Consider the following 17,206-nt stretch of genomic DNA (forward strand, 5'->3'; position numbering starts at 1 on the left):
CGCCTGTGCGGCATCTCTCGAAATAATAAATTTCACTGGCAGCGGAACGCGATGAAGTCTGAAGTAACTGGGCGAAAATCATTCAGAAATGCACTTGCAGCACTGAGATACTCAGTGCGGTGGCTGCTGTCAGTTGCGCTATTTCTGTCGTCGGGGCAGGTATTTGCTGCGTATACCAATATGTGTGTGGTCGGCGAGCAGAACCCGCCTTCCAATCTGGTCACCGTGCAGAACAGTTACTGTGATTTCTGTAGCTATGGCTACGTAGAGGTCCAGATTACCAACCCCTATCGTGCCGGTACTAATGCCTCTGATGGCGATCAGCCCTATGAAACTCGCGTGGTCACCATTAATGGCGATACGCGCACCCAAACCCGCCGCAATGCCGATTACGGCTCATCGAACCCGTCGCTCAATTTCAGCAATTCCGGTGGTCTGACTATCGAGCTGACTGATGGTCTGGAGCTCTATACCGGTGTGGCGGCAACACTGCCGCTGGGCGGAACGCTCAGTGGTAACAGCACCATTTCTGTCAACGGTATGTCGGATTTGCCACCGGGCAATACCGTTACCTTGCGTATCCCGGTGCACCGCAGCCCGACCAATTCTCCGGAAGACCTGTACAACACCACCCCACAGGCCACCGCTACCATCAGCTACGCAATGGCTGACAGTTGTAACGATAATCCCGGTCAACGCGAAAACTTCCGCAGTGACAATACCTGGTATGACGGCTGCGGCGGGAACCGCTGTAATGGGTCCGAGGATCCGGATAATTTCCCTACCGATTTCTGGCAGAACTACGATCGCCCCGACGGCCAGCACAGCGCCGGCGTCGATATCCGCCAGCCGGGCATTGCCCTCAACAAGCAGGGCTGGAACTACGACAGTGGCCAGCGTGAAGGCACCCGCAGTGATCAGGTTTTCGGACACAACGATGATGACATCGTCTGGCGAATCAACGTAGAAAACACCGGCGACGCGCCGCTGCAGGATCTGCGGATTGACGACTTGTTGAGTCGTGCGGATGTAATGGACGCGAACTATGTGTGTCCTACGGCGGCGGCGGCGAATGCGATCGCGGCCCAGAACGGTACCCTGCCGGGTGGTTCAAGCTGTGTGGCCACCGATGCGGTTACCGGTGCGGTGCTGAGTAACTGGGACCTGGGTGCGCCCTTTGGTCATAACGACAATATCCCTTCGCCCTATGCGGCCACCGTGGATGCGGTAACCCCCGGTACCTCCACAGACGCCATCGATATTCGCACGGGTGGCAATATCAACCTCTACGTAGTCGGCAAGATTCACGATGATGGCTCCTGTACCGCCGGAAGATTAACCAACAGTTTCGAAGATGTGCAGTTCGGCTGTGCCGTGCAAGCGCCTCCCGGTGGTATTGCCTCCGGCCAGACAGAGACGGCGTTGCTGGACACCTACTACGGTCTGAACGGTGGCGCCGATGCGCTGCAAGTAGAGCGTCAGCTGACCGGTATCACCGGCAATGGTCCAGTAGGCACGCGCGGCTTGATGACCATTACCCTGCGCAACGAAGGCCGCGGTACCGTCTGGTTCGACTCGAGCATGGCCTGGCATCTGCGCGATCAGCTACCCAGTGAATATGTGGTGGATCCGAGTTTTGCTCCGACCTTGGAGAATGCGTTCTCCCTGTATGGCAGTTATGAGGGGCGGGTGGATACCCTTGAGTGGGTCAATGCCAACGGTCCGATTCCGGGCACTTCTGGCAACGAGAGCGATTACCTCAACAACTCAGAGCCACAATTCAAACTACTTAGCAGTTCTAGCGACTCTGACCTCGATCAATCGGAAGAAAGCACTGGCCTGATGCGTCACGGTGACGTGATCGTGATTCGCTTTGCGGTAGTCATGAAAGATCAGGACTACTTCGACCGCGCCGCTGATCTGGACGTTCTGGAAGAAAACGATTTTACCAATCTCTACCAGCGTCCTTCTGAGAAAACCGATCCGGACCTCAGCCCTTTCTCGGCACTGGATAATACCCTCGAAGTGCAGGTCAAAACCCTGTGTGATACACAAGGCGTATTGCAATCCACGATGACCGGCAACGGGCGGAACGATACCTTTGCCGCGAATGACGCTGGCACACCGGTGGATTTTTCCCCGGAGGAACTTGATGTAAACATCAACGAGCCGACGTTCATTCTCACCAACGATCGAAACCAGACGACACCGCTGTCCGTTACCCTGACCAACCGGGGCGGCGATGAGGCGCGGGATTTCCGCGTATATATCAGTTTCGGTGCGACCATTAATGTGGTCAGCAGTTCGGCGCCGGCGGGCTTCAGTTGTGCAGTGACCCCTATTTCCCCGACCAGCACAGACGGCAATGGTCGTCCGATGGGGCATCCGGATCCTTACAAGGTGTGGGCGGTGAATCCCGCCCCCGATGAAGTCAACAAGATGCACATGTTGCTGCCGAGCGACGGTACCGTATATCAGTGCCAGCCCACGGGCGCACAATTGAATGCGGCGCTGGCTGCGGGCAGTAGTGCGACGTTCAATTTTGAGGTTAACAAGACCCTGGATGCCGCGGGAATTACTGCGGATGACCTTACGTTCCGTGCGGATGTGGTGGGCGAAATTTTCACCCTCAGTGATTTCACCATTGCTGCTACCCAGGTCAACGCCCCGACAGTGAATGTCAATCAGGTAAATAACGGCGGCAACCGCAGTATTGCCTCTGTAACCGTGAATAATCCCACGGCGATTGCCAACGGTAACCCCCTGTGGTTCCCGATACCGGGCAGCACAGGCAATGTCCGCACGGATGGTGAAGTGGATCGTGGCAACCTCTATTCCCTGGATGCGCACTGGTCGCGCGGTATCGGCTTCAACCTGAAGAAAGACCAGGTAACCGCCGGGGATACCGGCTCAGGAAATTTTGGCGGGCTGCCGGATCTCGGGGTCTGTAATGAAAACAGCGCGGCCGTGACCCGTGCGGCGGCCGATACCTTCCCCGGACAGACCAAGCCCGCAGAACACGTGCAGATCGGTGAAGAGTGTACCGTGCGTATCCAGACCGGCGGCTGGTTTGGTTTTGATTCACGCGGCTTCAACTTTATCGGGGTGCGTGATATCCAGGTGCTGGATCTGATTCCGGACGGGCAGGGTTATATTTCGAGCACCGCGCCGCTGGTCACGTCACAAATCGCCGGTGCCACCCAGGCACCCAACGACCCGTCTACCTCTGTGCTGGGTGAGCTCACTCCGTTTGGTTGGCGCTTTACTGGTACCGAGGCATCTGGCTTTAGCGGTGCGCCTAATAGCGACTACGTTATTGATATTGATCAGTGGTTCACGATCAACAATACCAACCGTTTGCTGAACAAAAGCCAAAATGACCGCGCGGCCCCGAACCTCCACGGTAGTGACAGCGCCAACGTGCTCGACTCTTCTTTCAAAGGGGTTTTCTTCAACAACAACACGGGGATCTGGGAAGAGTACGAATTCGGTAGCTACGGCGGTGGCGAAACCGTTGGTTACCCGAAAGAGCCCATACGTCGCGTTGATGTGGTGGTTACCGAGCCGCAGATCGACGTGGTGAAAGAAATCTGTGCGGCGTCTGATTTTAATGCGGCAACCGGTGCCTGTGGTGCTGGCTGGACCGACGATTACCAGGGTGCAGTGACCACCAATGACTACATCTATCGCCTGACTGTCACCAGTGAGGGCAGTGCGGATGGCCATCCTCGACCGCCTGTGTATGACCTGACCGTTGTCGATACCCTCCCGGACCTGCTGTTTATTGAAGATCTGGATAGCGACGGGATCGACAATGACAGCGACGGCACTATCGATGAGCCCGGTGAAGAAGGTCAGATTGTTGGTAACGTGATGAACGATGGTAATGAGACAACCATTACCTTTTCACATACCCAGGGTGCCGATGGCGCAGGTCTGCGCCGCCTGGAGTCGGGCGAAAGCGTGCACCTGTATTATCGCGTGGATCCGGACGATCGAATCGCCCCTGCTGAAACACTGACAAACAACGTGGAAGTTACCTATTACGATTCCCTGGAAGGTAGTAGTGATAACGATCATGGTAGTCAGACCGTAGTGACGCCGGGCAGTGGTGAACTCGGCGGCGCGCGTGTATATCCCGCAACCGGAGATACCGATACACAAGCGCAAGCCTCTATCACCTTCAGTGAGCCCGTTACCGAACCAAAAACGATTAGTCGTCTATCGGATACGCCACTGGCAGCTAGCGGTATTCAGCAAGTCAAAATTGGCGAGGAAATTGAATATACGCTCACTGCCGAACTTCCGGTAGCGCAGCTGCGCGCACTTACGGTAACCGATGATTTGCCGGCTGGGTTAATTTGTACCGACGCGCCCACCATCGACCTCAGCAATGACGCACCCTGGACCGCGGCGGGCTTCAAGCGTCCGGATCTCAACGATGTGGGAGATGTAACGCCAGTTTGTACTGATAACCAGGTGCAGTGGTCTTTTGGGGATGTAGTACTTTCCAATCCATCCGCAGATCGCGACCCGACTCGCTATACGTTTGAATTGAAGTTTACCGCGCGAGTGCAGAATAGCGCGGACAATAACGATGGGACGTCATTGATCAACGGCGTGCCGACTACGAATGCCACCTTGGAATGGCGTGACGAGTCTGGCACCGATCACAGCCTCGACTATGGACAGGTGGAAGTGCAGATTGGCGAGCCGCTAGTCACGCTGACGAAGGCTTTTGATGTTTCCAACGCTGATGCGGGTGATATTCTCACGGTCACTGTGACCGCTGAAAATATCGGAACCGCTACCGCCTACAATCTGCAGGTGCTGGATGACCTTGTGGATAGTCAGTATACCTACGTGGGTGAAATCGGCGGCAACGATCCTCCCGATAGCGATAACGATGGTGTAAATACCAATGCACCCATTTTCGGCTGGGATCGCGCCAATACCGACTACGCCATCGCCGCAGGTGAATCCCGCTCGTTCACCTTCAAAGTGCAAGTCAATGAAGATGTTGGCCCCCACGAAATCCTGCCCAATACCATTCAGGCACGCTGGCAGTCTCTGCCCGGCACTGATGTCGCGCTGAACAGCGGCGGCGCTATCGGTAACGATGGCGATATCGACGGTATGCGTATTGGTGTGCTGCCGAACGATCCCTCCGATGCGATCAATGATTACGAAACGACCGCGGATGCCGAAACCGAAGTTCTGCCGCTGACATTCAGCAAGACGGATCTGGACGATACCGTGGTGCCGACCATCGGTGCGCACAAGCATTTCCAGCTGGAAATCCAGCTGCCGGAAGGGATCAGCACAGAGGTTTCCATTAGCGATTCGCTGAATGCTAACGGCACCGAGTTTGCGCTTACCCACAACAGTGATTACGACATCACCTACGAATTTATTGGTATCGATGCCATCAATGGTGAGGTTCCCTCGGAAGCGGCATTTACCAGTTTCCCCGCAGACGGCACCACAGCGCCTGGTACTGCGACCTGGGAAATCGGTACCGTGGATACCGCACATGAAGACGATGTGACGGTAAACGACATTACGCCAACCATTCGCATCCAGTATTTCGCACGGGTCAATAACGACACCAGCACCGACGCCGGCGACAGCCTGGTCAACAGTGCAACACTGAGCTACCTGAACCCGGAGACGGGGGCGGCAGAAACCCTTACCGCAAACGCGCCTGCCATCACCGTGGTGGAGCCGTTGTTGTTGCTGGAAAAAGAGGTGGCCAATCTCACCAACGGCGGACAACCCGCACTGGGTGGCGATGTGCTCGAGTACACCGTGCGTGTGCGCCATGATGGCGCCTCGACCGCGGATGCGTTCGACCTGAACCTGGTGGATACTCTGCCGCCGGAACTGCAACTGGACGACAGCTTTACCGTTACCGCCCAGATCGACGGTGCCGATGTTGCCGGCTTCAATCCGGTGCCAACTGGTGCGCCCCTCGGCCCGCTGGTGTGGGGTAAAGGCAACGGCGATAACAGCCTCGACCTGCCGCAGGGCAGTGAACTGGTGCTGGTGTATCACGCCCAGGTGCGTTCCGTTTTCGGCAACCCCATCAACAACAGCATTACCCTCGACTGGACCTCGCTGAACGAGAATGTTGCCGGCGAGTCTGTGTTTGAGCGTCACGGTAATGGCTGCCCGACGGTCACAGAACCGGACGATTACTGCGTGGGTCCGGTACAGGCGAGCATCATCACCGACGACAATACCGCTATCGAAAAAACGGTGGCAGAGGATACCGATACGGAAACCGATATCGGCACTCTGCGCGTGGGGGATTTTGTTACCTATCGCCTGCAACTGAGCCTGCAAGCCGGCACTACCCCGGCAGTGGCGGTGCAGGACACCCTGCCAGCGGGCATGGTGTTTGACAGTGTTGTAAGTATCAACGGGGATACCAGTGCCCCCTACGCGGCGGGCAATGGGTTTGATTACGCGGATATTCCCGCGAGTGCGGTGCCGGCTCAGGGTGCGGAAGGCGTCATCGACTGGGTACTTGACGATGTAACCCGAGAATTCACCGCCAGCGCGCCGCTGGTGATCGAGTACCGGGTAAAAGCTGCGGAAGACAATGGTATCGAGCACCTGCCTGCGCAGCAGCTCACCAATACCGCGCAACTGACCTACGGCAGTGACACTCTGGAGAGCAGCGCGGTGATTTCACTGCTGCAGCCGGTGATCGACAGCTTGGAGAAAACCGAGCGCAGCGGAAAACCCAACCCCTACAGTAATATCGATCTGCTCAACGACGTCATGCAGTTCCGCCTGCACGCCTGTAACAGTGGTGATGCTCCGGCCTACGATCTGCAGCTGACCGATACCCTGGCGATGGAAATGGATGAAACCTCCATTGCCAATGTGCAGGTCAGTATCGACGGCACGCCGCTGGTGGATGGCGACTATACCTACACCGCGCCCGCTGCCCGTGGTGGCGACATGGTGTTTGTATTGAACACGCCGGTGCCCGCCGGTCTCTGTGTGGATATTGATTTCGACATCGGTTTCCATCAGGACGTCGGCGGTGACCAGTCCTGGGTGAATACGTTCGCGGTCGATCAGTACTGGTCACTGCCAAATGCCAGTGGCCAGAAATATGGGCCGGTGGAGTTGCCGGTGCCCTTCGCCATGAGCACAGCGGCGGCGGTGGTGGAGCCGCTCGTAAAAGCCCTGATTTCTCCCGCTGATGGCACCGCGTCTATCGGTGAGCTGGTGCAATATCGCATCACCGTACCGGGTGTTGCCAACAATGCGGTGGCGCTGCGCAATGCACAGGTGATCGATACCCTCGACAGCTTGGGCGAGATAATGACCTTCGAGAGCGCGACCCTGAACGGTGAAGCTTTCGACCCCGTGATCGATCAGGCTGCGGGTACGCTTACGTTTGACATTGCATCCATTGCAGTGGGCACTGTGGCGGAAATCGATGTTTATGCGCGCGTCGCGGATGTCGCCACGGCGGTGGCGGGAACGGAAATCGTTAACGCCGCGGATTTCACCTACCAAGAGGGCGGCAGCAATCTCTCGGGTGGCGGCAATGCGGTGAGCTTTACCATCGTCGAGCCGGACCTGGTGATGGACAAAACCGGCCCGGCCAATGTGCAGGCGGGGCTCCCCGGCCGCTTTGTTCTGGATGTCTACAACGCTGGTATGGGTGACGCGTTTGAGCTGACCCTGACGGATATTCTGCCGAAAGAGAGTGATGGTGGTGAAGCCGGCGGCATGTGCACCACGCCTCCAGAAAACTTCACCGCGGACATCCTCGATGCGGGTGGCAATGCCGTTGCTTCCCTGAGTGAGGGCAGCGAATTCACCACCAGCTACGATGTGGACAGCTGTACCCTCGTAGTGACCGTCATGGGTTCTGCCGATCTCCCGGGGGCGCTGCCAGCCGAGCATCACCTGCAGTTCGCGTACGATGCCTACCTGGATGCAGACACCACCCACAATGCGGTGCTGACAAATATTGCCGGCGCTACCCAGTGGTACAGCCTGTCTGCGGATATTGACCAGCGTCGGGTCTACGATCGTGTACTGACCGATGGTACCCCGGGCGTGGTGGATTTCGAAGATGCCTTCACGACCACCGCACAGGTGCCCCGTGTGGCCTTCTATAAATCGGTGGAAAACATTACGCGCGCGGAAAGCCCGGCGATCAACGCTTCGCCTGCGGATCTGTTGCGCTACACCTTAACCCTGACCAACGAAGAAGATGTCAGTGTCGAGGATTTCGCGGTAACCGATGACCTGGGCAGCCTCAATCCGGCGGTGGCGTTCCAGTCTGGCACGCTCAGTATCGTCAGCCTGCCAGCGGGCGCGGATAGCAGTGCTACCGATGCTGCGGGTGGCACCAATGCATCCGGGCTACTGGATGTTCGAGGGCTGAACCTGGCGGCCGCTGGCGAAGCCGGTGACAGCATCGAGATCGTATTTGAGGTGCAGCTGGCGCCGGTGATTGATAACGGCACCGCGGTGCTGAACCAGGCGCAGTTGCAATTGCCCGGTCAGTCTACCTTCGTCAGTGACGATCCCAATATCAACGGGCTGCAAGACCCGGAAGTGGCGGGCGATGAAGATCCAACCCGAGTCGTCGTCGAGTCCGCGCCGTTGTTCAAGCTGGAGAAAACCTCCGAGGATCTCACCGGTGAGCCCGACAGCCTGATGCCCGGTGATACCCTGCGCTATACGCTGCGTGTGGCGAATACGGGCAATGAAAACATGCAGCAGGTCAGCCTGCGCGACCAGGTGCCGGCCAATACCATGTACGTTGCCGGTTCCACCACCCTGAACGGTGCGGTGCTGGACGATTTGGATGGCAGTACGCCGCTGGCCCAGCCCCTGGTAATTCAGTCGCCCGGTGCGGATGTTGGCGTGTTGCTGGCCGACCCCAGTGGTACCGGCAGCCAGACCGCGATCATCACCTTTGATGTGACCATCAATGACGTCAACGACGGCACGGTAATTTCCAACCAGGGCTTTGCCAACGGTGTTGGCGCGGGCGTAGATACCAGTGGCGAAAATATTCCGCTGGATGAGCAACCCTCCGACGATCCGACCACCGAATTGGCCGATGATCCTACTATCGACATCGTTGGTAATGTGCCGCTGATCCGCGCACAGAAAACCGTCGAGCTGGTGGTGGACAATATGACCGCAGGCATTGTCGATCCGGAAGATGTACTGCGTTACACCATCACGGTTGCCAACATGGGCGGCAAGGATGCCACGGAAGCGCGCCTTGTGGACCTGGTGCCCGAATACACCACCTATGTGGCCGGTAGTACCCTGCTGAATGGTTTTGCCGTGGCCGACAATGGCGACGAATCGCCATTGGTGGCGGGCATTCCCATCAGCAGTGAAGACCTCACGCCGCCATTGCCGACAGAAGGGTTGGGTGTCATTACCACCGCGCAGACCGCCACCATCGTGTTTGATGTGATGGTGAATGCGGATACCGAACGCGGCACCATCATCAGCAACCAGGGCAATATTTATAGCCTGGAACTGCCGCTGACCCTGACCGACGCAGATGGCAACAGCAGCAACGGTGCCCAGCCTACCGAAGTGGTAGTTGGCGATGCACAGCAGCTTTCCATCATCAAAGAAGTGGCGGTTATCGGCGGTGGCGCGGCCGAGCCCGGCAAGGTGCTTGAGTACATCGTGCGCGTGACCAATATCAGCGCCGTGCCCGCGAGCCTCGTCACTATTTACGATGACCTGCTGGTGGCCGGTGAGGGTGTGCTCACTTACGTTGAAGATTCCGCGCGCCTGAATGGCCAGCCCGATGGTGTGATGGTGGATGGTTCGCTGATTACCGTCGACTACAGCACCAACTACGGTGACCTGCAGCCGAGTGAATCCATTACCCTGCGCTTTGAAGCCAAGCTGGGCGAAAACCTGGCAATGGGCTACTCGGTGGTGAACACCGCGCAGGTGAAATGGAATGACCCGCCGGCCTATAACGAGGCCACGGTGGCCATCGATATTGGCGGTACTCCGGGTATTGCGAACCTTTCTGGTTACCTCTGGCACGACGTGAATTTCAGTGAAACCGCGGACAGTGAAGAGCGTCAGCTGAGCAACTGGACCGTAGAGCTGTATTTCAACAATGGCTTGCTGGAAACCGTGCAGAGCGACGAAAACGGCTACTTCCAGTTTGCCGGCCTTGTGCCGAATATGGAGGGCGCTGAGCTGGCGGGTGCCAGTTACGCGCTGCGCTATCTGGCACCCAACGCGGTGGAGTCCACGGCATCTCTGGGTATGGCGAGCTCTGACTACACCAATGGCCCGCAGAATATCCGAGATATTTACATAGGCTCTGGCGCCAACCCGCAAAACCTGAACCTGCCGATTACCCCCAACGGAGTGATCTACGATTCCGTACTTCGTGCACCGGTGGCAGGTGCTCGCGTGCGTATGCTTCAGGCCTCCAGTGGCCAGGCTGTGCCGGAGAGTTGCTTCGAGGACCCGGCGCAACAGAACCAGGTGACGTTGTCGGGCGGCTACTACAAGTTCGACCTGAACTTCAGCAGTGCTGCGTGCGCGGTAAATATGGATTACCTGATCGACGTGGAAGTGCCTAACGATGACTATACGTCTGGCCCATCCCAGATCATTCCGCCGCAGACCAGCAGTGAGACCGGAAGCTTCGATGTCAGTGCCTGTTTGGGCAGTGCCGCCGATGTGATTCCCGGCACACCGAATCACTGTGAAATCCAGCTCACAGCACTGCCGCCATCCATCGACATGGATGCCCGTTCCAGTGAGACGGATTACTACCTGCGCCTGAATCTGGACGATACCAACCAGCCGGGCAGCAGCCAGCTGTACAACAACCATATTGCCCTGGATCCGTTGCTGGAGGGCGCGCTGGCGCTGACCAAGACCTCGGCCATGACCAATGTGACTCGCAGCCAGCTGGTGCCCTACACCATCACTTTCAGCAACACCATGCCAGTGCCGCTCACGGATCTGCAGCTTGTGGATTACTTCCCGGCGGGCTTCAAGTATGTGGCCGGTTCCGCGAACCTGGATGGTGAGCCGCTGGAGCCGATCGTGGAGGGCCTGCAACTGCAGTGGCCGCACCTGCGCGTCGAAGGCGAACAGACCCGCACCATGAAATTGCTGCTGGTCGTGGGTTCCGGTGTGGGCGAGGGTAAATACATCAACCGCGCACGCATGTTCAACGAACTTTCCGGACAGCAGGCTTCCGGCGAAGCCTCCGCTACAGTGCGCGTGGTACCCGATCCGACCTTCGACTGCACCGATGTTATCGGCAAGGTGTACGACGATAAAAACCTGAACGGTTATCAGGATAGTGGCGAAGGCGGTGTGGCCGGTGCGCGGGTAGTAACGGCGCAGGGACTGAGGGCAACCACCGACGCGCACGGTCGTTTCCATATTACCTGTGCCGCAGTGCCGAACCCGGATCGTGGCTCTAACTTTGTATTGAAGCTGGATGATCGCAGCTTGCCGAGCGGCTACCGCCTGACCACGGAAAACCCGCGGGTACAGCGCGCTACTCGAGGCAAGATGCTGGAGTTCAACTTCGGTACCAGCCTGCATCGTGTAGTGCGTCTGGATCTCGCAGAAGCCGTGTTCGAGCCGGGCTCCACCGAGTTGCGTCCGCAGTGGCACTCACGCACTGAGCTGTTGCTGGAGCGTCTGCAGGAGGCGCCTTCGGTGCTGCGCCTGTCTTACTTGGCGGAGAATGAGGATCCCGCACTGGTAGACGCGCGCCTTGAAACAATCAAGGCCCGGATTGCAGAAGACTGGGCGGCGCTGGATTGCTGTTACCCACTTAATATTGAAACCGAGATTTTCTGGCGCCGTGGCGCGCCGCCCGAACGCGGCGGTGTGCTGGACGGGCTAAAACGCAGTGTGAATCGAATGATCGGAAGTGATGATCAGGGAGGAGCTCGCTGATGTTCCGTCCTTCAAAAAATAAGCTGGCATTAGTCATTGCCGCGCTCGCGAGTACCGCAGCGCTGGCACAGGACGCGAATGACCGCGAAATTTCCTGGTGGCAGAAAATCCCCGGTCTCTCGCCGCAAATCGCCGAAATGGAGAGTGCGGGGGATTACACCAACAAGCCGCTCGGCAGTAATACCGAGACCACCCTGATTCCGGCCGCCGGCCAGTTGTGGGTACAGGACGCCGAGGTCTTTATCGATCCGGAAGAGCCGGTGGTGGAAAGCAACGTGTTGCCTCCGCTGCTTTACCGGGAAGTTGACGACGAGATCGCGCCGGAGCTGGTTACCCAGCTGCGGGAAAAACTTGCAGGGCTTGAAGGCGCGCACGAACTGCAACTGATTTTCACGGGGCACACAGACAGTGATCCTTTGAATGAAGAGCTGAATGAAGAACTGGAAGCAGGGCAGGCCGAGCCGCTGGATAAAGTCGCCTTTAGCGAAGCGCGCGCCCGACAGGTTGCGGAATATTTTCAAACCGCGCTGGAGTTACCGGAAGACGCCGTGCGGTTTGAAGGTCGCGGCGACAGTGAGCCACTGACGGAAAATATCACCGAAAAAGGGCGCGAGCTGAACCGTCGTGTGGATGTGACGCTGCGCTATTTCGAACTGGATCAGCAGGCTCGCGACGCCCAGCGTCGTGCCGAGGCGGCACAGCTCAATCGCGTTCAGGTTTGCCGCCAGGAAACCGTGTGTAAACTCCGTTATACCGCCGGCTCCGACAAGCGCGCGCGGTTGAAAAACCTGGTTTCTCCGCTGCGCCTGCAGCCGGGCCAGGTGGACCTGCCCGCAGGCTTTGTGCGCCGGGTACAGGAGGTGCGCAACACCCTGGTGGAGAAGCCTAACCTCACCATCCACTTTGTCGGTCACACCGATGGCAAACCGCTGCCGGAAGGTCCCGCCGAACTCTACGACGACCAGATGGCATTGTCCCGCGCCGAAGCGCGCCGGGTGGCGCTGGCGGTGGCCGACCAGCTGAACCTCCCGGGATACATGGTGACCAGTAGCGGCAAGGGCTCCAGTCAGCCCATCGCCGCCAACGACACCGCCAAAGGGCGCGCGCTGAACCGCCGCGTGGAAGTGGAGTTCTGGTACGACGACCTGTTGGAAACTGCGGCCGATGGCCTGCAAGCCTGTCCGGAATCTGCCGCGGCGGAAACCATTACCATTGCCCACGAGTCTCCCACAGGTGATATCCAGCCTATTTTCCTGGATAGCGGCGATCCGCAGATATCCGGTGCACAGCTGGCGCAGATGCAGCGCATGATGGACGAAGTGGCGGGCAAGCAGAATGTGCGTCTGAGCTTTATCGGTTACAGCGATAACCAGCGCATGGAGCGCCGTGAGGCGATGGTCTATGGCGACGATGTCGGCCTTTCTGCGGCGCGGGCGGAGAAAACCATGCGTGCGGTGCAACAGCACCTCGATCTCGATGACGCCCAGGTGGAATTCGAAGGCCGCGGCTTTGTGGAATCCAAAGACGTGGTGCAGACCGGGTTTATCCACATGGACGGCGCGCGGGTAGAAGTACAGGTACTGTACGACGAACTCGCTGTGCTCGCAGACAAGGACCGCCTGGAAATCGAACGGATTCAGCAAGAAGCCGAGGCCCACAACCCCTACGCCCTGAACCTGATGCGTATTACTGTGGATGGTGCCCCCGAGTACGACCCGCACAAGAATTCCGCGGACCTGCAGCGCTGCACTGACGTGGCGCTGGAGAATGCCAATATCCAGTTCCGCTTTGACAATCAGGCCATGCAACCGCGTCTGAACGTCACCGCTTTCCCCAGTACCATCCGTTATGCGGATGACCCGGAAACAGAAATTGTCGATAGCCGGGTACAGTTCAAACGCTACACAAACTACCCGTCCTTCATCACTCGCGCGGAAGTGCGCATTTTTGAAGAAGAACAGTCCCTGCGCGACGAGCCACTTGCTGTGGTTACCCTGGACCAGAATGGCGAGGGAAGCTGGGATGCGGCGTTTGAGGAATACCAGGCACCGCTGAAAAAACTGAAATACGTGCTGCGCGTATACGACTGGAAGCAGCGTTTCGACGAGACCCGCCCCCAGACCCTGTGGCTGGTGGATAATTTCGAGCCGCAGTTGCAGGAAACCACGACGGAAAAAGAGCTGTTGGTGGGCTACGGGGAAAACCGCCTCGCTGAACAGAATATTCCGGTCAATGGCAATGCGGTGCTGGTCAATGGCTCGGACATCCCGGCAAACCACAGCGTGTGGCTGGCGGGGCACGAGGTTCCGGTGAGTGGCAGTGGCGATTTTGTCGCCGAAGAAATTTTTGCCAAGGGCCTGCACACCGTGGAAGTGGCGGTGCTGGATGACGCAGGCAATGGTGAGCTGTTCCTGCGGGACCTGGAATTCACCCGCGATGACTGGTTTACCGTGGGCATCGCCGACCTCACCATCGCCCGAGACGATACCAACGGACCGGCGGCACTGGTCACCGGTGACGAAACCCATTACGACAATTCCGCCAGCTACGATGGCCGCCTGGCGTTCTACACCAGTGGCAGTTTCGGCGATGGCTGGCGCCTCTCCGCCAGCGCGGATACGGAAGAGGGGCCGGTAGAGGATCTGTTTACCAACTTTATGGAAAAAAATCCGGATTCGCTCTTCCGCCGTCTGGACAGTGACCTTTATTACCCGACCTTCGGGGATGACTCCACCGTAGTGGAAGATGCGCCCACCTCCGGCAAGTTCTATATCAAACTGGAGAACTACGACGATTACGGCCTGTGGGGGAATTTCAACGCGTCGTATACCGATAACGAACTGGCGCATATCGACCGTGCGCTCTACGGGGCCAATTTCCATTTTGAAACGGATGATGTCACCGACTTCGGCGACAAACGTTTCCAGGTCGATGCCTTCAGTGCCGAGCCTGGGACCATAGCCGGCCGCGATGAATTCCGCGGGACCGGTGGCTCCCTCTACTATATGCGTCACCAGGATATCCTCACCGGGTCGGAGCGCCTGCGGGTAGAAGTGCGGGATAAAAACTCCGGCATTGTGCTGGGGGTGAAAAACCTCACCCCGGTGATCGACTATGATGTCGATTACATTCAGGGGCGCATCCTGCTGAACCGCCCGCTGTCCGCTATCGCCAACGACAACCTGATCGTGCAGGATGGCTCCTACAACGGTAACCCGCAGTACCTGGTGGCCCGCTATGAATACACCCCGGGCTTCGACGATCTCGACACGCTGGCCGTGGGTGGTCGTGCCCACTACTGGGCAGGCGATCATGTGCGCGTGGGGGTAAGCTCCACCCAGCAGGATGAGGAAGACAATGAATCGTCCCTGAGCGGTGTGGATCTCACCCTGCGCAAAACTGCCGGTACCTGGATGAAGATGGAGGTGGCGGAAAGCCAGGGCAATACCCTCGACAGCCTGTCATCACTCGATGGCGGTTACAGTTTCAATCAGGGCGGTTTTGAAAACAGTCTTGATCAGTCCGCGTTTGACCCGAACGCCAAGGCCGGTGCCAGCAAGTTTGAAGCCTCCATGCAGGTGGGGGATTTCTTCGAAGGTGCGCGTGGTTCCGCGACCGTCTATGCACAGCAGCGCGATGCCGGTTTCTCGGCACCCGGCCAGCTTGCCAACCGGGAAACCGAACAGTACGGTGCCGCAGTGAATGTTCCCATCGGCGAGCGTTTCGATGTGGGCCTGAAAACCGATACCAGTGAACAGCAGCAGGGGCTGCAGACCGAAGCCACCGATGTAGAGCTGGGCTACCGTCTGAGCGAACGCTGGCGTCTCGCCGCCGCGGCCCGTTCCGATTCCCGCGAGGACTTGTCGCCCGTTGTGCCGATCACCCAAAAGCAGGGCGAGCGTACCGATGTGGCGGTGCAGGCCAGCTATGATTCCGGAACGGACTGGAGCGCCTTTGGTTTTGTACAGCGCACGGCAGAGTTGTCTGGTAACCGGGATGAAAACAACCGTGTCGGTTTCGGCGGCGCCTACCGGGTTAGCGATCGCCTGACTCTCGACAGCGAACTTTCCGGTGGGGATACCGGTACCGCCGCGCGCCTGGGTACCGATTTCCTGGTAACGGACCGCACAAACCTTTATTTGAATTACACCCTCGACAACGAGCGCACCGACACCGGCGTGCGCGCGCGCAAGGGTAACCTCAACAGCGGTTTCCGCAGCCGCTTCAGTGATACCACGAGTATCTACGGAGAAGAGCGCTACACCCACGGGGATGTGTCCACAGGCCTTACCCATGCACTCGGCGTGGATCTGGCACCCAGCGACAAGTGGAATTACGGCACCAGCCTGGAAGCAGGTACCCTGGAAGACCCGCGCACCGGCGCGGAAACCGAGCGTCGCGCCATGGGCGCCAGCATGGGCTTCAACGACGGCGATCTGCGCCTGTCCAGTGCGGTGGAATACCGTGTGGACAATATGCAGGCGCTATCGGGCACAGGCACCGACGACGATCTCCAGAGCGTGCTGGAAAATGAACGCAAAACCTGGCTGCTGAAAAATACCCTGAGTTACCAGATCAATCCGGACTGGCGCTTGGTCGGCAAACTGAATTACTCCGACAGCCAGAGTTCCCAGGGGCAGTTCTACGATGGCAAGTTCACCGAGGGCGTGATGGGCTATGCCTATCGCCCGGTGTACAACGACCGCTGGAACACGTTGCTGAAGTACACCTACTTCTACAATGTGCCCACCACGGATCAGGTGCTGGTGACCTCGAACAGCACCAGCAGTGCCATCGAGTTCGTGCAGAAGAGCCATATCTTCTCGGTCGACACCAATTACGATCTTACCCAGCGCTGGACCATCGGCGCCAAGTACGCCCATCGCCTCGGCCAGCTGAGCATGGAGCGGGATAACCCCGAATTCTTCGACAGTACCGCGAACCTGTACGTACTGCGCGCCGACTGGCACTTCGTCAACAAGTGGGACCTGCTCATAGAAGGGCGCCTGCTCGACCTGCCAGATGCCGGCGACCGCAAAAGCGGTGCTCTATTGGCGCTGTATCGACAGATGGGGCGCAACTTCAAGGCGGGTATCGGCTACAACTTCACCGACTTCTCCGACGACCTGACGGATCTGGATTACGACAGTCAGGGTGTCTTTATCAATATGGTGGGGAAATTCTAAAGGGACGAGCCTGCGCCGCGGGCTCTTGCCGGGCTCTTACCAAGCTCTTAAATGGTCACTCGGTA

At 58.1% G+C, this 17,206-nt stretch carries 2 protein-coding genes; both read left to right on the forward strand.

Annotated features, from left to right (window positions below; translation table 11 throughout):
• The first annotated feature begins 114 nt into the window (after positions 1-114).
• Positions 115-11,955, forward strand: a complete 11,841-nt coding sequence (locus LC059_RS01405; protein ID WP_226702045.1) for a DUF11 domain-containing protein — start codon at positions 115-117, stop codon at positions 11,953-11,955.
• Positions 11,955-17,141, forward strand: a complete 5,187-nt coding sequence (locus LC059_RS01410; protein ID WP_226702046.1) for an OmpA family protein — start codon at positions 11,955-11,957, stop codon at positions 17,139-17,141. The genes LC059_RS01405 and LC059_RS01410 overlap by 1 nt, the downstream gene beginning before the upstream one ends.
• The last annotated feature ends 65 nt before the right edge of the window (positions 17,142-17,206 follow it).

Source organism: Microbulbifer elongatus, from assembly GCF_020524885.1.
Lineage (GTDB): Bacteria > Pseudomonadota > Gammaproteobacteria > Pseudomonadales > Cellvibrionaceae > Microbulbifer > Microbulbifer elongatus_A.

Coding starts and splice junctions, on each gene's coding strand:
- LC059_RS01410 (WP_226702046.1), top strand. CDS start 11,955: ATGTTCCGTCCTTCAAAAAATAAGCTGGCATTAGTCATTGCCGCGCTC.